General features: G+C 75.3%; 19 protein-coding genes and 1 riboswitch. Of the genes, 10 read left to right on the top strand and 9 right to left on the bottom strand.

What is annotated here, in order from left to right; translation table 11 throughout:
- Nucleotides 1-65: 65 nt before the first annotated feature.
- The gene (locus FMM08_RS20780; RefSeq protein ID WP_222711029.1) at nt 66-1682 is read left to right on the top strand and encodes an APC family permease; all 1617 of its coding nucleotides are present in this window, start codon (nt 66-68) and stop codon (nt 1680-1682) included.
- Nucleotides 1683-1757: 75 nt separating this feature from the next.
- On the opposite strand, the gene FMM08_RS24185 is transcribed toward FMM08_RS20780, so the two are convergent.
- The 4 genes from FMM08_RS24185 to FMM08_RS20755 form a co-directional block, all read right to left on the bottom strand.
- The gene (locus tag FMM08_RS24185) at nt 1758-2621 is read right to left on the bottom strand and encodes a cold-shock protein (RefSeq protein ID WP_369431786.1); all 864 of its coding nucleotides are present in this window, start codon (nt 2619-2621) and stop codon (nt 1758-1760) included.
- A 115-nt stretch (nt 2622-2736) separates the two neighbouring features.
- A complete protein-coding gene (amaB, locus tag FMM08_RS20765) occupies nt 2737-4275 on the bottom strand; it encodes an L-piperidine-6-carboxylate dehydrogenase (RefSeq protein WP_147928256.1) in 1539 nt (512 codons plus the stop codon).
- Nucleotides 4276-4306: 31 nt separating this feature from the next.
- Entirely contained in the window at nt 4307-5722 is a 1416-nt protein-coding gene (gene hglS / locus FMM08_RS20760; protein ID WP_222711028.1) for a 2-oxoadipate dioxygenase/decarboxylase, read from the bottom strand.
- Nucleotides 5723-5739: 17 nt separating this feature from the next.
- A complete protein-coding gene (locus FMM08_RS20755) occupies nt 5740-6945 on the bottom strand; it encodes an NAD(P)/FAD-dependent oxidoreductase (protein WP_222711027.1) in 1206 nt (401 codons plus the stop codon).
- Nucleotides 6946-7016: 71 nt separating this feature from the next.
- On the opposite strand from FMM08_RS20755, the gene FMM08_RS20750 reads away from it, so the two are divergent.
- The 8 genes from FMM08_RS20750 (at nt 7017) to FMM08_RS20720 (ending at nt 14899) form a co-directional block, all read left to right on the top strand.
- Nucleotides 7017-7991, top strand: a complete 975-nt coding sequence (locus tag FMM08_RS20750; protein WP_147928254.1) for a LysR family transcriptional regulator — start codon at nt 7017-7019, stop codon at nt 7989-7991.
- Between the two features lie 57 nt (nt 7992-8048).
- Nucleotides 8049-8183 (top strand): hypothetical protein, encoded by a 135-nt coding sequence (locus FMM08_RS23890; RefSeq protein ID WP_255472663.1) that lies wholly within the window; start codon nt 8049-8051, stop codon nt 8181-8183.
- 66 nt (nt 8184-8249) lie between these two features.
- Nucleotides 8250-8675 carry a DUF1810 domain-containing protein gene (locus FMM08_RS20745; RefSeq protein WP_147928253.1) on the top strand — a complete coding sequence of 142 codons (426 nt, stop codon included), beginning with the start codon at nt 8250-8252 and terminating at the stop codon, nt 8673-8675.
- 18 nt (nt 8676-8693) lie between these two features.
- Nucleotides 8694-8794: riboswitch (SAM riboswitch) on the top strand.
- Between the two features lie 211 nt (nt 8795-9005).
- Nucleotides 9006-10397: an ABC transporter substrate-binding protein gene (locus tag FMM08_RS20740; RefSeq protein ID WP_255472662.1), complete on the top strand. Its 1392-nt coding sequence runs from the start codon at nt 9006-9008 to the stop codon at nt 10395-10397.
- Nucleotides 10394-11287: a carbohydrate ABC transporter permease gene (locus tag FMM08_RS20735; protein ID WP_147928252.1), complete on the top strand. Its 894-nt coding sequence runs from the start codon at nt 10394-10396 to the stop codon at nt 11285-11287. The genes FMM08_RS20740 and FMM08_RS20735 overlap by 4 nt, the downstream gene beginning before the upstream one ends.
- A complete protein-coding gene (locus FMM08_RS20730) occupies nt 11284-12252 on the top strand; it encodes a carbohydrate ABC transporter permease (RefSeq protein ID WP_255472661.1) in 969 nt (322 codons plus the stop codon). Before FMM08_RS20735 ends, FMM08_RS20730 begins: the two co-directional genes overlap by 4 nt.
- Nucleotides 12249-13721 (top strand): LLM class flavin-dependent oxidoreductase, encoded by a 1473-nt coding sequence (locus FMM08_RS20725; RefSeq protein WP_255472660.1) that lies wholly within the window; start codon nt 12249-12251, stop codon nt 13719-13721. The genes FMM08_RS20730 and FMM08_RS20725 overlap by 4 nt, the downstream gene beginning before the upstream one ends.
- A complete protein-coding gene (locus FMM08_RS20720; RefSeq protein WP_147928251.1) occupies nt 13718-14899 on the top strand; it encodes an acyl-CoA dehydrogenase family protein in 1182 nt (393 codons plus the stop codon). Before FMM08_RS20725 ends, FMM08_RS20720 begins: the two co-directional genes overlap by 4 nt.
- A gap of 33 nt (nt 14900-14932) precedes the next feature.
- Here FMM08_RS20720 and FMM08_RS20715 read toward each other — a convergent pair whose 3' ends face one another.
- Nucleotides 14933-16531, bottom strand: coding sequence for a serine hydrolase domain-containing protein (locus tag FMM08_RS20715; RefSeq protein WP_147928250.1), 1599 nt, complete (start codon nt 16529-16531; stop codon nt 14933-14935).
- Nucleotides 16532-16676: 145 nt separating this feature from the next.
- Between FMM08_RS20715 and FMM08_RS20710 the strand changes: the two genes are divergently transcribed.
- Complete coding sequence (locus FMM08_RS20710) at nt 16677-17135, top strand: hypothetical protein (protein ID WP_147928249.1); 459 nt, start codon at nt 16677-16679, stop codon at nt 17133-17135.
- A gap of 7 nt (nt 17136-17142) precedes the next feature.
- Here the strand turns inward: FMM08_RS20710 and FMM08_RS20705 are convergent, their stop codons facing one another.
- From FMM08_RS20705 to FMM08_RS20690, 4 genes are all read right to left on the bottom strand, one after another.
- Complete coding sequence (locus FMM08_RS20705) at nt 17143-18858, bottom strand: sensor histidine kinase (RefSeq protein ID WP_222711026.1); 1716 nt, start codon at nt 18856-18858, stop codon at nt 17143-17145.
- 118 nt (nt 18859-18976) lie between these two features.
- On the bottom strand, nt 18977-20083 hold the full coding sequence (locus FMM08_RS20700; protein WP_147928248.1) for an ATP-binding protein: 1107 nt from the start codon (nt 20081-20083) through the stop codon (nt 18977-18979).
- A gap of 121 nt (nt 20084-20204) precedes the next feature.
- The gene (locus FMM08_RS20695) at nt 20205-21128 is read right to left on the bottom strand and encodes an HAD family hydrolase (protein ID WP_147928247.1); all 924 of its coding nucleotides are present in this window, start codon (nt 21126-21128) and stop codon (nt 20205-20207) included.
- On the bottom strand, nt 21125-21844 hold the full coding sequence (locus FMM08_RS20690) for a metal-dependent transcriptional regulator (protein WP_147928246.1): 720 nt from the start codon (nt 21842-21844) through the stop codon (nt 21125-21127). The genes FMM08_RS20695 and FMM08_RS20690 overlap by 4 nt, the downstream gene beginning before the upstream one ends.
- Nucleotides 21845-21855: the final 11 nt, after the last annotated feature.

Here is a 21855-nt window from a genome sequence, read left to right as displayed (position 1 = left end):
TCCCGGCCACCGACCGGCCCAGCACGGGCCGGCACCGCGCCACCACGCTTCCAGGAGGGCCAGTCGTGGCCACCGAGACCACCGGCACCACCCCACCGATCCCCACCCAGAAGGGCGCCGCGACCACGGCGCCCACGAGCAGCGCCCCGCCCGCGGCCCTCAAGGCCGGCTCCCTCGGGCTGGTCGCCGTCCTGTTCATGGCCGTGGCGAACGCCGCGCCGATCACGGCCATCACCGCCAACGTGCCGATCGCCATCGCCTACGGCAACGGGCTGCAGGCGCCGGCCGGCTTCGCGATCGCCACCGTCATCCTCACGCTGTTCGCCGTGGGCTTCGTGTCCATGGCGCGCCACATCACCACCGCCGGAGCCTTCTACGGCTTCATCACCCACGGCCTCGGCACCGTGTGGGGCACGGCGTCGGGCGCGCTGGCCACCATGGCCTACGTCGTGTTCGAGGCGTCGCTGGTGGGCATCTTCAGCTTCTTCGCCTCCGACGCCCTCGACCAGTGGTTCGGGCTGAGCGTCAACTGGCTGGTGCTCGCGGCCGCCTGCGTGCTCGTCGTCGGCGTGCTGGGCTACTTCGACATCAGCCTGGCCGCGGTGGTCATGGGCTTCTTCCTCGTCTGCGAGGTGGTGCTGCTCGTGGCGCTGGCCGCCTCCGTGGTCGTCCGCGGCCCGGCCGACGGCTGGCAGCTGGGCTCGCTCAACCCGATCGGGGCCTTCACCGGGCTGCCGGAGGGCGGCGGCTTCGACATCAGCGCCGGCGACCCGCCCGCCCTGCTGGCGGCCGGCAGCGGCGCGATCGGCCTGTTCTTCGCCTTCTGGTCGTGGGTGGGCTTCGAGACCACCGCCGTGTACGGCGAGGAGTCCAAGAACCCGCGCCGCATCGTGCCGCGGGCCACGCTGATGGCGGTGGTCGGGCTCGGCGTCTTCTACGTGCTCGTCTCCTGGCTGGTCATCGCCGGCAACGGCGCCCAGCAGGCCATCACCCTCTCCGCGACCGACCCGACCTCGATGTTCACCGGGCTCGCCGCCGCCAACCTCGGCGGGGAGTGGGTGGCCGACGTCTACCTCTTCCTCATCGTGGCCGGCTCCTTCGCCTGCGCCCAGGCGTTCCACAACGCCGCGTCGCGCTACCTGTTCGCCATGGGCCGCGACCTGCCGGCGCTGCGGGGGTCGCTCGGCGCCGTCCACGGCAAGCACGGCTCGCCGCACGTCGCGTCCCTGGTGCAGACCGGCATCACCGCGGCCTTCGTCATCGGCTTCTACCTGCTCACCACGAACGGCAGCGACGTCGGGCAGGGCGCGTACTTCTACATGTACAGCCTGCTCGCGCTCATGGGCACGATGGCGATCCTGCTGGTGCAGGCCATCTGCTCCCTGGCGGTCATCTCCTACTTCCACGTGAAGAAGGTGCACCGCGGCGGTCTGTGGACCACCGGCATCATCCCGGCCCTGGGCGGCCTGGGGATGCTGTACGTGATCTACCTGCTGTTCTCCAACATCAGCTTCGCCGGCGGCCCGGCCTCGGTGTCACCGTTCTTCACGGCCATCCCGTACATCGTCGGGGCGTGCTTCGTGCTCCCGGCGCTGGGAGCGCTGTGGCTGCGGCGCTCACGTCCTGAGACCTACGCGGCGCTGGGGCGCACGGTGCTGGAGGAGTCCGTGGAGCGCTCCTGACGGGGAGGGCCGCACGTGCAGGAGCCCCCGACCGCTGGTGCGGTCGGGGGCTCCTGGCGTTCGAGCTCAGTCAGCTCAGATGGGCTGCACCGTGTCGGCCTGCGGGCCGCGCTGGCCCTGGCTGGCCTGGAACTCCACGCGCTGGCCCTCGGTCAGCTCGCGGTAGCCGCCCTGCTCGGCGATGGCCGAGTAGTGGACGAACACGTCCGGGCCGCCGTCGTCGGGCTCGAGGAAGCCGAAGCCCTTCTCGGCGTTGAACCACTTCACGGTCGCCTGGCCCTCGGCGATGACGGGGCCGCCACCACCACGGGGACGCTCGGCGGCGCGACCGCCACCGGCGCGGGGCTCACGGGGAGCGCGCGCCGGAGCCGCCGGGGCCGGGCCGAGGGCCTGGACCCAGTCGGCCTGCGGGCCGCGCTGGCCCGGGCTGGCCTCGAACTCCACGGGCTGGCCCTCGGCCAGCTCGCGGTAGCCGCCGTTGTCAGCGATGGCGGAGAAGTGGACGAACACGTCCGGGCCGCCGTCGGAGGGCTCGATGAAGCCGAACCCCTTCTCGGAGTTGAACCACTTCACGGTGCCCTCGCCGGCAGCACCGCCGCCGCGCTGGGGCTCCGGAGCGGCCTGGCGGCCGTAGCCACCGCCGCCCCCGTAGCCGCCGCTGTCACGGCCGCCACGGCCACCGCCGAAGCCGCCGCTGTCACGGCCGCCACCACGGGGAGCAGCCGCAGGAGCCTGGCCGACCGGGTTCACGTCCTCGGCCTGCGGCCCGCGCTGGCCACGACCCTCGGTGTACTCGACCGGCTGCCCCTCGTCGAGCGAGCGGTACCCGCTGCTCGCGATGGCCGAGAAGTGGACGAACAGGTCAGGCCCGCCGTCGTTCGGCTCGATGAAGCCGAAACCCTTCTCCGCGTTGAACCACTTCACTACGCCCTGGGGCATCCCACAGTCTCCGTCATCTTCGTGTACGTATCCGGTGCGCAGGTCGTGACCTGGTGCACCACCAACCAGTGTGACAGCAAAAGCGGCTGCTGCACACCACCTGGCGGGCTCGGGATCAGACGAACTCCACGCCCTGCGCGAGCGGCAGCTGTCCGGAGGCGTTGACGGTGTTGGTGGCGCGGCGCATGTACGCCTGCCAGGAGTCGGTCCCGGACTCGCGCCCGCCGCCGGTCTCCTTCTCCCCGCCGAACGCGCCGCCGATCTCGGCGCCGGAGGTGCCGATGTTGACGTTGGCGATGCCGCAGTCCGAGCCCGCGGCGCCCAGGAAGCGCTCGGCCTCCTCCAGGTCGCGGGTGAAGACGGCGCTGCTCAGGCCCTGTCGCACGCCGTTGTTGAGCGCGACCGCCTCGTCGAAGGTGTCGTAGGTGAGCACGTAGACGATCGGGGCGAAGGTCTCCTCCTGCACCACGGCGGACTGCGCGGGCATGCGGACCACGGCGGGCTCGACGTAGTAGGCGTCGGGGGCCTCCTCGGCCAGCACCCGGCCCCCGCCGGCCACGACCTCGCCGCCCTCGGCGACGGCCTGCTCGAGCGCGGCCTGCTGCGCCTCGTACGCGGCCTGGGAGACGAGCGGGCCCACGAGGACGCCGGCGGCGGTCGGGCTGCCGACGGGCAGGCCGGCGTAGGTGGAGGCGATGCGCTCGACCAGCTCGTCGGCGATCGAGGTGTGCACGACGAGCCGGCGCAGGGTGGTGCAGCGCTGACCGGCGGTGCCGGCGGCGGCGAAGACGATGCCGCGCAGCGCCAGGTCGAGGTCGGCCGACGGTGCGACGACGGCGGCGTTGTTGCCGCCCAGCTCGAGGAGCACGCGGCCGAAGCGGGCGGCCACGCGCGGGGCCACCTCGCGGCCCATGCGCACCGAGCCGGTGGCCGAGACGAGGGCCACGCGCTCGTCGTCGACGAGGGCCTGGCCGGCCACGCGGTCGGCCAGCACCACGCCGTGCAGCCCCTCGGGGGCGCCGACCTCGCGCACCGCGCGGGCCAGCAGCGCGTCCGTGCCGAGCGCGCACAGGTGGGCGGTCTCGGCGGGCTTCCACACCACGGTGTCTCCGCAGACCAGCGCGAGCGCGGTGTTCCAGGCGTAGACCGCCACGGGGAAGTTGAAGGCGCTGATGACGCCGACCACCCCGAGCGGGTGCCAGGTCTCGGCGAGGCGGTGGCCCGGGCGCTCGGAGGGGAGGGTCCTGCCGAACAGCTGCCGGCTCTGACCGACGGCCAGGTCGCAGATGTCGATCATCTCCTGGACCTCGCCGAGGGCCTCGGAGCGGATCTTGCCGACCTCGGCCTGCACGAGGGTGGCCAGGTGCTCCTTGTGCTCGGTGAGCAGCTCGCCCCAGCGCTTGACCAGCTGGCCGCGCACGGGGGCGGGCACGTCGCGCCACGCGGGGAACGCGCCGTGGGCGGCGGCGACAGCGCTCTCGACGTCAGCGGCGGTGTGCTCCGGGGTGCGAGCGAGGACCTCGCCGGTGATCGGCGAGCGGCACTCGTGGGCGCCCTCCAGCAGGGCGCGGTCGACGCCGAGCGCGTCGAGGGCGGCGGCGACGTCGGCGGCCAGCGCGCCGGCGGCGGGGATCGTTCCGGTCAGTGCGGTCATGTCAGGTGCGTCCTTCGGTCCAGCGGGGTGGTCAGAGGGTGACGGGGGTCTGCAGCTGGGCGGACAGGGCGTCCAGCGAGCGCTGCATCTGGTCGGTGGCCAGCGCGATCGGGTCGAGCACGGGCCGCCCGAGGATCGCCGAGAGGCGCTCGGCGTCGTACTCGGCGCCGCCGGCGCCCTCGTCCTTGGTGCCGGAGTCGGTGAGGTTGGACTGGAAGATGCCCGCCGCGCTGCGCGGCAGGAAGTCCTCGTAGACCACCGGGTCGACGACGACGGCGCCGGCGTCCACGAGCGCACGCAGCGAGAGCGAGCCGTCGGCCTCGCGACCGGGCAGCGCGGCGCCTCCCACGAGCCGCACCTCGCCGCAGGCCAGCCCGGCGAGCACGAGGTCGGCCTCGGTGCGCGGCAGGTGCTCGCGCCAGACGTCGCGGGCCACGTCGACGCGGGCGCGGGCGTCCCCCGCGGCGCGGCGGGCGTCGACCTCGGCGACCAGCCGGTCGTACAGGTCGCGCCCGGCGGCGGTCAGCGCGATGCCCCGCTGCTCCACCTCGCCGAACCGCACCCGCAGCGCACCCGTACTGATGGAGCCGTCGGCCTCGCGGAACGTCCGCTCCTCGGCCAGGGCGCGGAAGGAGGTCTGGCGCAGCAGGACGTCCGGGCCCTCCCACGCGGGCGGGCCCTGCACCTCGTCGATCATCGTGATGCCGCGCTCGGACATGCGCCGGTAGAGCTCGTCGATGTCGAGCACGCGCGGCGTGAGGTGGTTGATGTGCGTGGCGGGCACGCCGCCGACGTCGGCCGCCACCGCGGAGATCCGCTCCAGGTGGGAGTACCAGGCGCGGTCGACGGGCTCGGTGGACAGGCGGAAGGCGTCGGTGGCCAGGCGCAGCAGCTCGTCGGCCTCAGCCGCGGGCAGGCCGCCCTCGGCGGCCGCGCGGTCGGCGAGGTCCAGCAGCTCCTCGGAGAAGAGGTGCCGCTCCTCGACGAAGCGCTCCAGGCGCTCACGGGTGGGGGCGTCGAAGAAGCGCGCGTCGTCCACGGCGAGCACCGAGGTGAACACCCGGAACGGGTTGGCGGCCAGCTCGGCCGGGTCCACCGGCCGGAACGCGGTCGAGACCACCGGCACCGACGAGGCCGAGGCGTCGCGCAGGTCGTAGAAGCCCACCGGGTGCATGCCGAAGGCGGCGAAGACCCGGCCCACCTGCTCCGGCTCGCGCGCCGAGCCCACGCGGATGGCGCCGTGCCGCTCCGCCGTGACCCGCTCCAGCGAGCCGTAGCGGTCGACCTCGGCGCCTCGCTCGCGCAGGGCGGCGGCGACGTCGGCGTTCACCGCGCGGCTGACCTCGACCAGCGTCGTGTACGCCGGCACCTCCGCGCCGTACATCTCCGCCAGCGCCACCGCGAATCGCGCGCGCAGCTCCGCATGCACCACGAGCGTCGTCGTCATCATCGTCCTCCAGCCCATCAGATGATGTGCACCTCCTGCAGCAGGGGTGCCGCCGACGCCGGGGCGAACCGCTCCGGCGCGAACCCCGACACGTCGAGCGCCGGCTCGCGCCCGGTCACGAGGTCGCGCACCACCTCCCCGACCGCCGGCGCCTGCAGGAACCCGTGGCCCGAGAAGCCCGTGGCCACCACCAGGCCGTCCACCTCGCGCACGCGGCCGATGAGGGCGTTGTGGTCGGGGGTGTTCTCGTACAGGCCCGCCCAGCCACCGCGCAGCGGCAGCCCCACCAGCGAGGGCGCGACGACGGCGGCCGCGGCCTCGAAGGCCGGCAGCCAGGAGTCGTCGTAGGCCCTGCCGAACCCGGGCGCCTGGGCGGGGTCGGAGATGCCGAGCAGCAGCCCGTCCGGGGAGCCGTGCACGTAGAAAGTGGTGGACAGGTCGAGCGTGAACGGCAGCTCGCCGCTGGGGGTCGCCGGGCGGCGCGACCCGGCCGGCGCGTCGGCGAAGGCGATCTGGCGGCGCACCGGCTCCACCGGCAGGTCCGTCCCGGCCATCCGCCCGAGGCCCGCCGACCACGCCCCGGCGGCGATGACGAGGTGCTCGCAGCGGACCGTGCCGGCGGAGGTCACCACCGCGCTGACCCGGCGGCGCGCGCCTCGGGCGCCGTCACCGGTGGTCTCGACGTCGAGCACCTCGACGCCCTCCAGCACGCGGGCGCCGCGCTCGCGGGCGCTCGCCGCCCACGCGGCGACGGCCAGCGAGGGCTGGGCGTACCCGTCCAGGGGCGAGAACGAGGCGCTGACCAGTGCGGAGGCGTCGAGGAAGGGGTTGAGCTCGGCGGCGCGCGCAGGGGCGACGACGTCGGCGACGGCCCCCATCGACCGCTGCAGGGCGGTGCTGGCCTCCAGGGCCGCGGCCTCGCCCGCGGTGCGGGCGCAGAAGAGGTAGCCGACGCGCCGCAGCCCGATGCCGCCGGCGGTCCGCTCGTGCAGGGCGGCGTACTTCTCCAGCCCGCGCAGCCCGAGGGCGATGTTGCCGGGGTCGGAGAAGGTGGCGCGCACGCCGCCGAAGGGCTTGGCCGAGGAGCCCGACCCGAGGTGGTCCCGCTCGAGGACGACGACGTCGGCGCCCGCGCGGACCAGCTCGTCAGCGGCCGCCAGCCCGATCGCGCCGCCACCCACGACGACCACCTGGGCCTGCGCGGGGAGGGTGTCCCTGTCCACAGGGCCACTGTGGAGGAGGAGAGTCATCAGGCACCATCGATGGTTGCTGCACATCGTCGTCAGGAGTGCTGATGGGTTGGACCCTCGAGCAGCTGCGCACGCTCGCGGCCCTCGCCGACAGCGGCACGATGGCCGCCGCCGCGGTCGAGCTCGGCTACACGCCGGGCGCGGTCTCGCAGCAGATGGCCGCGCTGTCAGCCGCCGCCGGACGCCCCCTGCTCGTGCGCGCGGGGCGGCGCGTGGAGCTCACCGACGACGGCCGGCTGCTGCTCGCAGGCGCCCGCGAGGTGCTCGCGGCCGACGAGCGGGCCCGCTCCGCCCTGGCCGCCCCCCGCGCGGACCGCCGTGCCGCCGTGACGCTGGGCGTCTTCGGGTCGGCGGCGAGCGCGGGCTTCGGCCCCGCCACCGCCCTGCTGCGCCGGCGGGCGCCGTGGGTGGACGTGCGCGCGGTCGAGGTCGACGTCGAGCGGGCGCTGGACGCGGTGACCGCGGGTCCGGGGCGCTCCCCGCTCGACCTGGCCCTCGGGCTGGACCACCCGGACTCGCCCTCGCCGCCGGTGGCCGGCGTCACCGCCGTGCCGCTGCTCACGGAGCAGTACGCGGTGGTGGGCGCCTCCGGCTCCCTGCCGCGCGAGCCCGGGGCCCTGCGGGCGGTGATGGACGAGGCCGACTGGGTGCTGCCGCCGCTGGACACCGCCTTCGGGCGGGCGGCGCGGACCGCCTGCGCGCGGGCGGGGGTGTCACCGGCGGTGCGGCACGTGGTGACCGACACCGCGGTCTCGCTGGCGCTGGCCGAGTCCGGCGCCGGGCTGACCCTGGCGACCCCGCTGATGCTCGCGCTGCGCCCCACGCGCTGCGACACCGCTGCACTGCCGGACCCCTCCGGCGGCGCGCAGCGGCGGGTGGTGGCGCTGGTGCGGGACGCCGCGGCGCAGCGCGAGGCGGTGCAGCTGGTGCTCACGGCGCTGCTCGACGCCTTCGGCGGGCCGGACGTCGCACCGGCGCGCGGACGAGCGCGGGCGGGCGCTGCTGAGCGGAGCGCGTAGCGTGGTGGTGCGCGGCGCGGCGCCTGAGCGGCACCGCTTCCTGCGCCGGGAGACACCGTGACCGACAAGTCGTCCCACAGCAGCAGCTCCAAGGGCTCGGGGAAGAGCATCAAGCAGAAGCGCGCCGACAAGAAGGCCGTCTCCGAGCGGACCACGGCCGTCGACCAGGTCGCCGCGGCCACCAAGCGCTGACCACCTCGCCGGCCCCCGCGGGGGCCGGGGCCGCATGGTTCCGGCGCCCGTGGGGAACCAGGGGGCGTGGCGCACGACCAGCACGACCTCCAGCGCTTCGTCGACGCCCAGGCGGGCGGCACCTACGAGTCCGCGCTGGCCGAGCTGCGCGCCGGTCGCAAGCGCGGGCACTGGATCTGGTTCGTGCTGCCGCAGCTGCGGGGGCTGGGCCTGAGCCCCACCAGCCAGCACTACGGGATCAGCGGGCTGGGCGAGGCGCGCGCCTACGTGGCCCACCCCGTGCTCGGCCCGCGGCTGCGCCAGTGCTTCGAGGTGCTCGCCGACCTGGAGGAGCCCGACCCGGTCCGGGTGCTGGGCAGCGTCGACGCCGTGAAGCTCCGCTCCTGCGCCACGCTCTTCGCCGCCGCGGCTGCCGACGAGCCGGTCTTCACCTCCGTCCTCGAGCGCTGGTACGGCGGCCGTCCGGACGCGGGGACGATCTCCCGCCTCTGAGGTGCGCTATCCTCCCGCCAACCATCCAGAGTGGCTGAGAGACCCGGCTCGCTGACGCCACAGCAACCACCGCCCGACCTCGTCGAGCAGGCAGGTGCTACCGCCGGGACCGATGGAGGTCTCCGTGTCGCCCTGCATGCTCGAGCGCTGAGCCCTCGGCGCTGCCCGTGCAGCGCCGACGCCAGCGCACCCCGCGCTCCCCACCGCCGCCTGAGGCCGGACCTGCCCCGCACCTGATCGGGGGTGGTCTGGCCGACAGGCCGGTGCCCCCTGCCCGCACGACCGACGGCGCACCCCCGCGCCGCTGTCAGCCATGCCCGGAGGACTCCCGTGCCCCTGCTCCGCCGCTCCGCCTCGCCCTCGTCCCCCCTCGCCCAGGCCGCGGCCCTGTCGCGCCGCCAGCTGCTGCGCGCCGGCGTGCTGATCGGCGGGGCCGCCGCCACCGCCGGGTCGCTGGCCGCCTGCGGCTCCGGCGGCGGCGGGGAGGCGCTCGCCGCCCCCAGCGGCGACCCGACGAGCGCGCTGCAGGGCAAGACGCTCAAGCTCATGGTCAACCAGCCGCACGTCGTGGCGTTCCGCGACCTGCTGGCGCCGGAGTTCGCCAAGCAGTTCGGCGGGAAGCTCGAGGTCACCGCCATCCCGTACGACCAGCTGACGAGCAAGCAGATCCTCGACGTGCAGGGCGGTGCGGGAGAGTTCGACGTCTTCGACTACTTCTACTTCGGCCTCGGCGCCCTCGTCGACGCCGGCGCCCTCGTCGACCTCACCGACTACATCGGCGGGGACTCGAGCATCAAGACCGACGACTTCCTGCCGTCGATCTACGACGTCTACACCCAGCTCGACGGCAAGCGCTACGGCCTGCCGTTCGACGGCGACACCCACGTCCTCTACTACAACGTGGCGCTGCTGGAGCAGTACGGCCAGCAGCCCCCGAAGACCTGGGACGAGTACGACGCCGTGGCCAAGGCCATCACCGAGGCCGGCGGCGGGAAGGTCTACGGCGCCGCGGTGCTCGGCCAGCAGGTGCCGATGATCCTGGGCTGCTCCTTCATCAACCGCCTCGCGGGCTACGGCGGCACCCTGGTCGACGCCGACGGGAAGCCGACGCTGACCTCCGACGCCGCCAGGGCCTCGCTGCAGCACCTCCTCGACGTGCAGCCCTACGCGCTGCCGACGCCGCTGCAGGTCGGGTTCGACGAGTCGAACAGCGCCTTCCTCCAGGGCACCGCGGCGATGATCGACACCTGGACCGACCTGGGCCTGCGCGCCAACGACCCCGCCAACTCCAAGATCGTCGACGGGTGGGGCGTGGTGCCCCTGCCCGTCGGCGGGTCGAACACCACCCCGCGGACGGCGCTGAACGCCGGCTTCGGCCTGGGCGTGTCCACCGCGAGCAAGGAGCGGGAGGCCGCGGCGGCGTTCGTGGCGTGGGCCACCGACAGCACCCGCAACCTGCTCCTGGCCAGCTACGGCGGCTCGGGCATCGACCCCAACCGCACCAGCGTGCTCGACTCCCCCGATTACGCGAAGGCCAGCGCGCCGGCCACCGAGGTCATCGCGACCGGCCTGCGCGGCAACCCGCTGCCCTGGCCCACCGACGCCCAGTCGCCCAAGCGCATGCAGGACCTCGTCGACCAGCTGGCCCTGGCGCTGTCCGGCTCGCAGGACGTCGAGACCTCGCTGTCCAAGGCGCAGGAGGCCTGGGAGCAGGGCGCATGAGCAGCACCACGACGACGCCGGCCGTGCGCCACGTGCCGCGGTGGCTGTCGCTGCCACCGCTCGTGGCCATCGCCGTCCTGCTGGTCTACCCCACGGTCTTCGTGGTCGCGGCGAGCTTCACCAGGACGACGCTCGCGCGGCCGCTGCAGGAGTGGACCGGCTTCGCCAACCTCACCTCGGCGCTGCAGACCGAGGCGTTCGCGGGCTCGCTCGTGCGCACCGTCGTGTTCGCGGTGGGCGCTGCCGTGCTCGCGACGGCCATCGGCACGGCGGTGGCCCTGCTGCTGCGCGCCCGCGGCGGCGGGTTCGGGGTCCTCGGCACGCTGCTGCTCCTGCCGCTCGTCACGCCACCGGTCATGGTGGGCGTGGCGTGGAAGCTGCTCCTCGCCCCGGCCGGTGGGGCGCTGACCAGCACCATCAGCTCCCTCGTCGGGTCCCCGGTGAACCCGCTGGGCTCGTCCGGCACGGCGCTCGGCACCCTCGTGCTCATCCACGTGTGGCAGTGGACGCCCCTGGTGGTGCTGCTGGTCTTCGCGGCGCTGCTGGGCGTGCCCGACGAGCTGCTCGAGGCCGCCGCGCTGGACGGCGCGGGCGCGCTGCGCACCTTCACCGCGGTGACCTGGCCGGTGGTGGCGCCGACGGTCCTGTCGGTGCTGTTCCTGGAGCTGGTGGTGGGCTTCAAGGTGTTCGACCTGGTCGCGGTGGTCACCTCGGGCGGTCCGGGCCTGTCGACGGTCGTGGCGAGCTTCGAGGTGTTCCGCACCGGCCTGCGCGGCGACTACGACGTCGGCACGGCTGCCGCCATGACCCTCGTGCTGGGCCTCCTGGTGGGCGTCGTCACCGCCGGCGTCTCGGCGCTGCGCACCCGCGCCGCGAGGGCCGAGTCGTGACCCCCGTCTCGCAGCCGAGCGCCCCGTTGCGCTGCAGCACCCCCTCTGAGCCGCAGCCGGGCGCCCGGCTGCCGGAGAGCACGACGACGAGCGCTGCTGAGCTCGAGCAGCTGCCCCGCGCGCGGCCGCGCGGGCCGCACCGCCGCTCGCCGCTGGCGCAGGTCGGCGTGCGCCTGGCGCTGGTGCTCGTCGCGGTCGTCGCCCTCGCACCCGTCGCGTTCCTCGTGTCGCTGTCCGTGCGGTCCACCGACGACGTCCTCACCGGCTCCTGGCTGCCCGGGGGGTTCGGCGAGCTCGCCTGGGGCAACTGGAGCGCGGCCTTCCGGACCATCCCGCTGGCGCACATGCTCGCCAACTCCTGGCTGGTGGCGCTCGGGTCGGCGCTGGTCACGGCCGTCGTCGCGGTGCCGGGGGCCTACGTCACCGCCCGCGCCGGCAAGCGCGGCGCCCGCCTGGGCGCGGCGCTGCTCGCGGGGTACTGCGCGCCGCCCGTCGTCGCCGTCCTGCCGCTGTTCTTCCTCCTCAAGGAGGTCGGCCTCACCAACAGCGTGGTGGGTCTGGCGCTGGTCAACGGCCTGGCCAACGCACCGGTGGCCGTGTGGCTGCTCGACTCCTTCGTCCGCCGCGTCCCGGTGGAGCTGGAGGAGGCCGCCTGGCTCGACGGCCTGTCCGTGGCCGGCGGGCTGCGCCGCATCGTGCTCCCGCTCATCGCGCCCGGGCTCGTGGCGGCGCTGCTGGTGTGCACCTTCCTGGCGTACGGGGAGTTCCTCTTCGCCGTCTCCTTCGCGCAGACCACCGCCAGCCAGCCGCTGACCGTGGGCCTGTCGCTCTTCCAGGGCGACCGCACCGTGCAGTTCGGCCAGCAGGCCGCCGCTGCGCTGGTGGGCGTCGTCCCCGTGTACGTGCTCGCCGTCGTCGCCCAGCGCTGGCTGGTCGGCGGCCTGTCGCAAGGAGCCCTCAAGTGAGCTCGCCTGACGTGCCCAAGGACCGCATCTTCCTCAACGCCTTCGACATGACGTGCGTGGCGCACCAGTCACCGGGCCTGTGGCGGGTGCCCGGTGACCAGAGCCACCGCTACAACGACCTGTCGTACTGGACCGACCTCGCGAAGCTGCTCGACCGCGGCGGCTTCGACGTGCTCTTCATCGCCGACGTGCTGGGCGTCTACGACGTCTACCGGGGCGGCCCGGAGACGGCGCTCACGGAGGGCACCCAGGTGCCGGTGGGTGACCCGCTGCTCGCGGTCTCGGCGATGGGCGCGGTCACCGAGCGCCTCGGCTTCGCCCTCACGGTGTCGCTGACGTACGAGAAGCCCTACGCGCTCGCCCGCGACTTCGCCACGCTCGACCACTACACGAAGGGCCGCGTCGGTTGGAACGTCGTGACCTCCTACCTGGAGAGCGCGGCGAAGAACCTCGGCCTGGACACGCAGGTCGAGCACGACCAGCGCTACGAGCTGGCCGAGGAGTTCCTCGACGTCACCTACCAGCTGTGGGAGGGCTCCTGGGAGGACGACGCGGTGGTGCGCGACGCCGCCCGCGGCGTCTACACCGACCCGGCGCGCGTGCACCCGGTCGAGCACCACGGCCGCCACTACGACGTGCCCGGCATCGCTCTGACGGAGCCGAGCCCCCAGCGCACGCCGTTCGTCTTCCAGGCCGGTGCCTCTCCGCGGGGCGTGCGGTTCGCCGCCCGTCACGCCGAGGCCGTCTTCAACACCGCCAGCCGGCCCGAGGTCATGCGGCCCCAGGTCGACGCGCTGCGCGCCGAGGCGGCGAAGGCGGGTCGCGACCCGCGCAGCATCAAGGTGTTCTCCCTGCTCACCGTCGTCACGGGCGCCACCGACGAGGAGGCGTGGGCGAAGTACGAGGAGCTCAAGAGCTACGTCTCCTACGACGGCGCGCTCACCCTGTACGCCGGCTGGAGCGGGCTCGACCTGTCGACGTACCCGCCGGACGAGCCGCTGGAGTACGCCGAGACGCAGGCGGTGCGCTCCGCGGTGGCGGCCTTCTCCACCGCCGACCCCGACCGGCGGTGGACCCCGCGCGACATCGCCGCGTGGGTGGGCATCGGCGGCATGGGCGTGGTCGTGGTCGGGGGGCCGCAGACCGTCGCGGACGAGCTGGAGCGCTGGGTGCGCGAGGCCGACGTCGACGGCTTCAACCTCGCCTACGCCACCACGCCGGGCACCTTCGAGGACGTCGTCGAGCACGTGGTGCCGGAGCTGCGCCGCCGCGGGCTCGTCCCCACCCAGGACGAGCGCGACGCCCTGCCCGAGGGCACCACGCTGCGCGAGGCGGTCTACGGCGTCGGCAGGCGCCGCATCGCCGAGGACCACCCGGCGGCCGTCCACCGCCGCGCGCTGCACGCCAGGGCGGCGGCACGCGCGGCCGCCGAGACCCCCGCCCCCACGACCGAGGAGGTCACCCGATGAGCACCGAGCAGACCACCGACTGGACCCTCGCCGCCCGCGACGCCGCCGCCGAGCTCGCGGTCGACGCCCTCGAGCGCGACCGCTCGAACGCCGAGCCGCTCGCCGAGGCGCAGCTGCTGCGCGAGCACCGGCTGCCCGGCCTGCTCCTGCCCGTCGAGGTGGGCGGGGGCGGCGGCACCTGGGCCGACGCGCTGCGCGCGGTGCGCGAGGTGGCCGTGGCCGACGGCTCCATCGCCCAGCTGCTGGGCTACCACTACGTCAACCAGGCCAACCTCGAGTGGGTGGCCGACCCTGCGACCCGCGAGCGCTGGCAGCGGCGCGCCGGTGCAGGGCAGTGGCTGTGGGGCGACGCGGTGAACCCGGTCGACCCCGACCTCACGCTCACCCCCACGGGTGGCGGCGCCTACCGCCTGTCCGGCCGCAAGAGCTTCGCCACGGGCGTGAGCAGCGGCGACGTGTCGGTCGTGTCCGGGCAGGACAGCGGGTCCGGGCGCCACGTGCTCGTCGTGGTGGAGCGCACCGCGGCCGGTGTGCAGCCCGGCGGTGACTGGGACAACCTCGGCCAGCGCCTGTCGGCCTCGGGCAGCGTCACCTTCACCGACGTCGAGGTGCCGGCCGAGAACGTGCTCGGGTTCCTCGACGGCGACGCCGCCACCCCGCGCGCCTCGCTGGTGACCCCCGCCATCCAGGCGGTCTTCGGGAACTTCTACGCCGGTGTGGTCCGCGGTGCGCTCGAGACCGCGGCGGAGTACACGAGGACGACGTCGCGGGCGTGGCTGCTGTCGGACTCCCCCAGCGCCGCTCAGGACCCGTACGTGCTGGCCACCTACGGCCGCCTGGTCGCGCGGCTGCGCGCCGCCGAGGCTCTGGCCGACCAGGTCGGACAGGCGCTCACCGCCGCTGACGCCGCCGGCGAGGCGCTGACCTGGCACGAGCGCGGCGAGCTGGCGGAGCTGGTCGCCGCGCTGAAGGTGGTCTCCTCCGACCTGGCCGTGGAGGCGACGTCGGCGGTGTTCGAGGTGACGGGCGCCCGCGCCACGAGCAACCGCGTGGGGCTGGACCGGTTCTGGCGCAACGTGCGCACGCACACCCTGCACGACCCGGTGCAGTACAAGGCGCGCGAGGTGGGGGACCACTTCCTCAACGGCACCCACCCGCAGTTCACGCTCTACACCTGAGCCACCGGGTGGCGGGCTGGGGGCACCTCGGCGTCAGGGCGTCGACGGGCGGGCGAGCGCGGGGCTGCGCAGCTCGGCGAGGGACCCGGCCCGCAGGGGCGGGGTGACCCAGCGGGCGCGCAGGCTGGCCGACGCCGGCTCCCCGCTGATGACCAGCCGGTGGGGCGTCTGCAGGAAGCGGACCTCCACCTGCAGCGACTCCGCCCCGTCCGCTGCGTCGTCGGTGCGCACCCAGCCGCCGCTGACCGCGAGCGGCACCGCGCCGCCGCCCGTCCGGCCGAGGTCGTCCGGCACGGGAGCGTCCAGCGAGCGCCACTCGCCCGCCACCACGGGGACCTCGAACCGCCAGCCGGCCCCCACCTGCTGACCCGTGGCCACCGCCCGGCCGTCCTCGGGTGCGGCGGACTCCTGCACCACGAGCCACCAGCCGCCGTCGCGGCGCTCCACGCGCACGTCGCGCAGCGCCGCGTCGCCGGGGCGCAGCACGGTGGACGGCGTGAGCAGCAGCCCGTCCCAGGCGAGCTCGTCGGTCGGCTCGGCCGCGCCGCCAGCCGGCGGCAGCGCCAGTGCGGCGAGCCGCCGCGCGAGCTCCTCGTCAGCGCGGCGCAGGGCGCCGTCGTGGGCCGACCCGGTGCGCTCGTCGTCGTCATCGTCAAGACCGGGCAGCAGGTGGGTCCACACGGCGTCGAGCACCGCCTGCATGTCAGGGGTGTCGCTGGTGATCGCCACGACGGCGTCCTGCTCGGGCAGCACGAGCATGAACTGGCCGAAGGCCCCGTCCCCCCGGAACCCGTGGCGCTGGCGCCACAGCTGGAACCCGTAGCCCTGGCGCCAGTCGACCTCGGGCTCGTGCGGCGTGGGCAGGTGGGCCCGCGAGGCCTCGTCGACCCACTCGGCCGGCAGCAGCTGCTCGGTGCCCCAGCGACCGCGCTGCAGGAGCAGCACCCCCAGGGCCGCGACCGCGTCGGTGGTGGCGTGCAGGCCGGTGAAGCCGAGGTCGCGACCCGCGGGGTGCTGCTGCCAGCCGAAGCCCTCGGTGCCCGTGACGCCGAGCGGCTCGAACAGGCGCGGGCGCAGGTGGTCGAGCAGCGTCTGGCCGCGGGCGTGCTGGACCGCGGCGCCGACGGCGTACGTGCACGGCTGGTTGTAGGCGAAGACGGTGCCGGGCTCGCGCTCGGGCTCGATGCCGAGGAACCCGCGCAGCGGCTCGTCGGGGTCGGCGGCCTGCGCGCGGTCCCACGTCTCGGCGAGGTGGCCGCTGCCCATCCCCACCAGGTGCCGCAGCGTCAGCGACCGCGCGCGCTCGCCGGTCGCGGCGTCGGCGAGGTCGGGCAGCACCTCGACGAGCCGGTCGTCCAGCGACAGGAGGCCGTCGGCCACCGCCATCCCCAGCGCGGTGGACGTGAAGCTCTTGCTGAGCGAGTAGAGCAGGTGCGGCTGGTCGGGGGCGTAGGGCGCCCACCAGCCGCGGGCCACGACGTGCCCGTGGCGCACGAGCACGAGGCTGTGCGGGTCGACGTGGGGGTGGGCCTCGAGCGCGTCGAGCAGGGCGAGGACGCCGCGCGCGTCGACGCCCTGCGAGGACGGCGACGCCGACGGCAGGGCTCCGGTGGTCTGGGTCGACGTGGTCACCCCGTCGACGCTAGCTCGCACGAGAGCGCCCGGCGCTGCGGCGTGTCACCAATGTTCACAGCAGTCACATCAGTACCTTGAGCCGCACAGTTCCCACCAGCACCGTCCCCGTTCCCGTCCCTCGTCGCAGAGAGCCAGGTGCGCCGTGTCCACGCCGTCCTTCATCGACAGGCTCCGCTCCCGCTCGCGCCGCCCGGAGCAGGTCACGCTGCTCGAGGCGACGCTGCCGCCGGTGCTGGAGACCTCTCCCGGCCCCCTCCCCGACCTCGCGGTGCTCCCGGCCGCCCCGCTCGTCGCGATCCAGGCCGAGCTCCCCGAGGACCACTGGCACGCGGGAGACCCGCGCATGCTGCCGGGCGGCACCGTCGTGCTGGCGGGTGACGTGCCGTCTCCCCGCAGACCCGTCGACCGCCGCGGGCTCCACCTGGTCCCCGAGGTCGACCTGCGCGGAGAGGTCCTCGACCTGCGCGCGGCTGCCGCCGAAGCTCCCCCCGCCCTCGTCGACGTCGTCGACGTCGTCGACGAGGCTGTCGCGGCGCCTGCAGCGCCGGACACCCCCGAGCGCGAGGCCCCCTGCACCGAGCCCAGCACCTGGCTCGGCTGACCGGGCCTCAGGCAGGCGCGGGGCGGGCGCCAGGCGGGGCGAGGGTGAAGCGCACGGTGGCGCCGCCGCCCGGGTTCTCGTCCATCCAGATCCGCCCGCCGTGCCGGTCCACGATGCGCCGGCAGGTGGCCAGCCCGAGGCCGTGCCCCGACCTGCGCTCCCCGGTGGCGGGGTCGGACGGCTGCGGCAGCCGGGTGAAGGCCTCGAAGACGCGGTCGCGGTCCTGCGGAGGCACGCCCGGGCCGTCGTCGGCCACCGAGAGCACCCAGCCGCCCTCCACCAGCTCGGCGCCCACCCGCACCCGCGGGTGGGCGCCCTCGGCGGCACGACCCCCGTGGTGGAGGGCGTTGCCCACGAGGTTCTGCAGCAGCTGGCGCACCGCCACGGGGTCGCAGACCAGGTGCGGCAGCACCCCCACCTCGACGACGACGTCGGTGGCCAGGTCGCTGACCGCCTCACGGGCCAGCTCACCCACGTCGACCGCCTCCGGCTCGCGGGCCGCGGCGCCCGCGGCGGCGTCGTCCAGCAGCGAGCTCGTCAGCCCCAGCATCCGGCGGACGCTGCGCCGTGCGGCCGCAACCCACGCGCGCTGCGGCGCGCGCGCCTCACCGCCGACGAGCTCGTCCTCCAGCAGCTCCAGGTAGCCGTCGACGACCGTCATGGGCGCGCGCAGGTCGTGGCTGGCGACGGCCGCGAAGCGGGCCAGCTCCTCGTTGGACCTCTCGAGCTCGCGGCCGCGCTCGGCGAGCTCGCCGTGGAGCTCCTGGAGGGTGCGGGTGCGAGCACGGGCCTCGGTGACGTCGGCCATCGCCACCACCGCGCCGAGAGGTGACCCGTCGGCGCGGGCCATGGCCCGGCCGCTGGCGACGACGCTGCGAGGCGCCGTCCCGTCGGCGCAGATGACCATCTCGGCCCCCGTGACCACGCCGTCCACCAGGGCCCGGTGCAGCGGTACGCGCTCCAGGACCAGGGGCGTGGTGCCGTCGGCCTCGAACAGCGCGTAGCGGCCGGCGTGCTCGGCGGGAGCCGCCGAGGGGTCGGCGTCCGCGCCGTGCCACTCCTGCGCGGCGCGGTTGAACAGGGTCAGCCGGCCGTCGGGTCCCGCGGCGACCACGGCGACGTCGATGGTGCCGAGCACCGCCTCGGCCAGCTCCGTCCTCTCCTCCAGCTGGGCGGCGACCTCTGCGGCCACCCGCTCGCGCCGTCGACGCTCGAACAGGGCCATGAGCACGCCACCGAGGTCGGCCAGCCGCGCCAGCTGGTCGGCGGAGAGGCCACCGGGGGTGGTGTCGAAGACGCAGAGGCTCCCCAGCGCGTGGCCGTCGGCGGTGACCAGCGGCACCGAGGCGTACAGGCGCACCCGCCCCAGGCGCCCGTCCACCCAGGCCGATCGGGCGAAGCGGGGGTCGAGCCGGGCGTCCGGCACGTGGACGACGGCGCCGTCGCGGAAGTGCAGGGCGCACATCGACTCCGTGCGCGGCGAGTCACCGCCCTCGAAGCCGACGGCGGTGAGCTGGCACTGCCGGTCGGCGTCGATGAGGTTGAGGGTCGCGTGGGGAACGCCGGCCACGGCCGCCGCCACGCGGACGACGGCCTCGAGCTCGTCGTCGGCGGCCGCGTCGAGGAGGCCGAGCACGGCGAGGGCCTCGAGGCGCTCGAGCTCGGCGCGGCCCTGACCGGCGGCCTCGTCCTCGAGCGCCGCTCCCGCTGCGGTGACCCCCACGCAGTCCTCCCAGCCCGCCGGCACGGTGACCGGCGACGTCCGCCGGCTCAGAGGTGATCGGCGCGCGGGGGCGGAGTCTGGAGTCCCCCGCGCGCGACAGCCGGCGCCCAGGCGTCGGTCAGGCGCCCTGCAGCTGACGGACGACCTCGTCGAGGTAGGCGCGCCGCAGGTCCGCGTGGCGGCCGCGGCTGTCGACGGCGGCCAGCAGCTGTCCGGTGCCCCCCAGCTGCGAGGCCTCCTCCACCGCGTCGCGGTAGTCGGCGGCGGCGCGGCCGGCGGCGGCCGGCAGGGCCAGGTGGACCGTGACCCGGCGCTCGCCGCGCAGCGACGCCGCGGCCACCTGCTCGCGCAGCTGGCGCCTCCCGGCCTCGAACCCGCGCGCCGCGGCGTCGAGGCGTGCGGCCACCTGGAGCTCTCGCTCGTGCTGGGGGCGGTGGTGCTCCAGCGCGGGCGGTCGCCCGGGCCGGGCCGCGCCGATGCCCGCTGCGGGGGTGGCCAGCAGCACCAGCTGCAGCTCGCGCAGGAGGTCGTCCATGGACTCCTCCGCCGCCAGGACGGCGTCGACGGGGAGGTCGCGCAGGTCCACGGCCTGCGTCACCTCCACCGCCAGCATCGAGGAGGTGATGATCCCCGCCGTCGGCGGGTGGGACCCGGACGGCGAGGCCGGACCGCTGAAGCCCGCGGGCGGCTTCGCGGTGACGCCGCGCACGGGCGCCGAGGGGTGGCCGACGGGCATGACGGGACCGCTGTCGTCGTCGCTCCACAGGGCCAGCAGCTGCGCGGTGTCGAGGTCGGGCGCTGCCGCGGGTGCGGTGGCCTCCACCTCGAACCACACCGCCTTGCCGTCGCCGTGGGGGTGGCTCCCCCAGCGCACCGCCGTGCACGCCACCAGGTCCAGCCCGCGCCCGCTCATGGCGCTGGCCGAGTGGGGCGTGTGCACCGGCGGCAGCGGTGAGGCGTCCTCCACCTCCACCCGGACCCCGCCCTCGAGGGTGGGGCGCAGGTGCACCGAGAAGCCGCTGCGCGCGTGGAGCACGGCGTTGGCGGCCAGCTCGGACACCAGCAGGCCGGCGTCGTCGGCGCAGCCCCCCAGGTCGACGTCCTCGAGCACGGCGATGACGAACCTCCGGGCCAGCCTGACGGACTCCAGCTGCGCGGGGTACGACGGGGAGACGACGTGTGCGTCCTGCTCCCACGCCCTCACGGCGCCGCGGTCGTCGCCCATCTGCTGCTCTGCCTGCCTCGGGGGGTCCTGTCGGCTGAGGGGCCCACGGTAGGCGATGGCGGCCCCCCGCGTCCCCGACTCCGACGCGCCGGTGGCCCCCGACGGCCGGGCGCCCACCACGTCAGAGCCGCCCGTCGGCGAGCAGGGTGAGCACGGTGGCGGCGCCGTCGGCGTCGACAGGGCCGCTGACCAGGTGCGCGGCCTCCCGCACCGGGGCCGCCGCCTGGCCCATGGCCACACCGGTGCCCACGGCCGTGAGCATGGACAGGTCGTTCTGGCCGTCCCCCACCGCGACGACGCGCTCCAGCGGTGTGCCGCTGGAACGCGCCCACCAGCGCAGCGCCGAGCCCTTCGTGACGCCGGGGGCGGTGGCGTTGAGCACCGGAACACCGGGGAGGAACGGCGCCGTGGAGTCCTCCACGTGCAGTCCCAGGCCCACGAGCGCGGCGGTGACCTCGGCGGTGCGGTGCACCTCGAAGACGTCGAGGGTGGCCTTGTCGACCTCCAGCCGCGCGCTGGCTCCGACCAGCAGCTCGGTGGCGTCGCCGTCGGGCTCGCCGCTGACCTCCGCCCACCCGACCTGCGCCTCCGGGCGCCGGTCGGTGACGAACATCCGCGGCCCGCTGTAGAGCTCGGCGTAGACGCCCTCGCGCACGCACCAGCGCACGAGGTCGTGCGCGGCCCCGCGGGGCAGGGGCCAGCGCTGCAGCACCCGCCCGTCGCGCACCACGGCCGCACCGTTGTGGACGACGTCCACAGGCCCGGGACCACCGGCCGCGCGGCCGTGAGCTGCGCTCGCCAGCTGCCCGCGCACCACGTCGAGCCCGCGCGGCAGCCGACCGGTGGCGAAGCCGACCGCCACGCCGGCGCGGCTGGCCCGCTGAGCGGCCTCCACCACGGCTCCGGAGGCGTACGGCTCGGTGTCCAGGGTGGTGCCGTCCACGTCGAGGAACACCGCGGCGGTCCCGCCCGGCGAGGGTCGCCAGGCGTGGAAGCGGCCTCCCGGCGCCAGCCCCTCCGGTGGCGCCGGCGGCAGCGCGCTCACGCGGCGGGGCCCGCCGCGCCGGCGCCCACCACGCGCAGCGCCGCGGCCGCGGCCGCGGGCACGCGCAGGTGCTCGCCACCGGCCCGCCCGACCGCCACGTCCCCGCCGGCGTCGGAGCTGCCGGCGCCCTCGACCACCAGCTCGGCGTCGAGGACGACGCCGCGGTCCGCGAGCCACCGCAGCACCTGCGGGTCGGTGTCGGAGATGCGCGCCACGCGGACGCGCGCCCCGGCGGGGCACTCGGTGAGGAGCACGGCCTCGGGCCGCTCGTAGTCGCCGTCGGCGGTGGGGATGGGGTCGCCGTGGGGGTCGCGCCGAGGGCGTCCGAGGAGGTCGTCGATGCGCTGGAGGAACAGCTCGGACACCACGTGCTCGAGCACCTCGGCCTCCTCGTGCACCTGGTCCCAGCCGTACCCGAGGTGCTCCACGAGGTAGGTCTCGAGCAGGCGGTGACGGCGCACCACGCGCAGGGCCCGGGCCCGGCCGGCGTCGGTCAGCTCCACCGGCCGGTACGGCGCGGGCACCACCAGACCGGCGTCCACGAGCCGCTTGACCTGCTCGGAGACCGTGGAGGCCGCCAGTCCCAGCCGGGCCGCGAGGGCGCTGGTGGTGACCGGCGCGTCGTCCCACTCCTGCGCCGACCAGATGGTCTTGAGGTAGTCCTCGGCGACGGCGGTCACGCCGTCGCCTGCCTCGCGGGGGCGGTCGGTGGTCACAGCACGATCGT

Origin of the sequence: Quadrisphaera setariae (genome assembly GCF_008041935.1) — a bacterium.
GTDB classification, from domain to species: Bacteria; Actinomycetota; Actinomycetes; order Actinomycetales; family Quadrisphaeraceae; genus Quadrisphaera; species Quadrisphaera setariae.
Note: the sequence above shows the minus strand (reverse complement) of the source record. Positions and strands in the feature narration are given on the sequence as shown.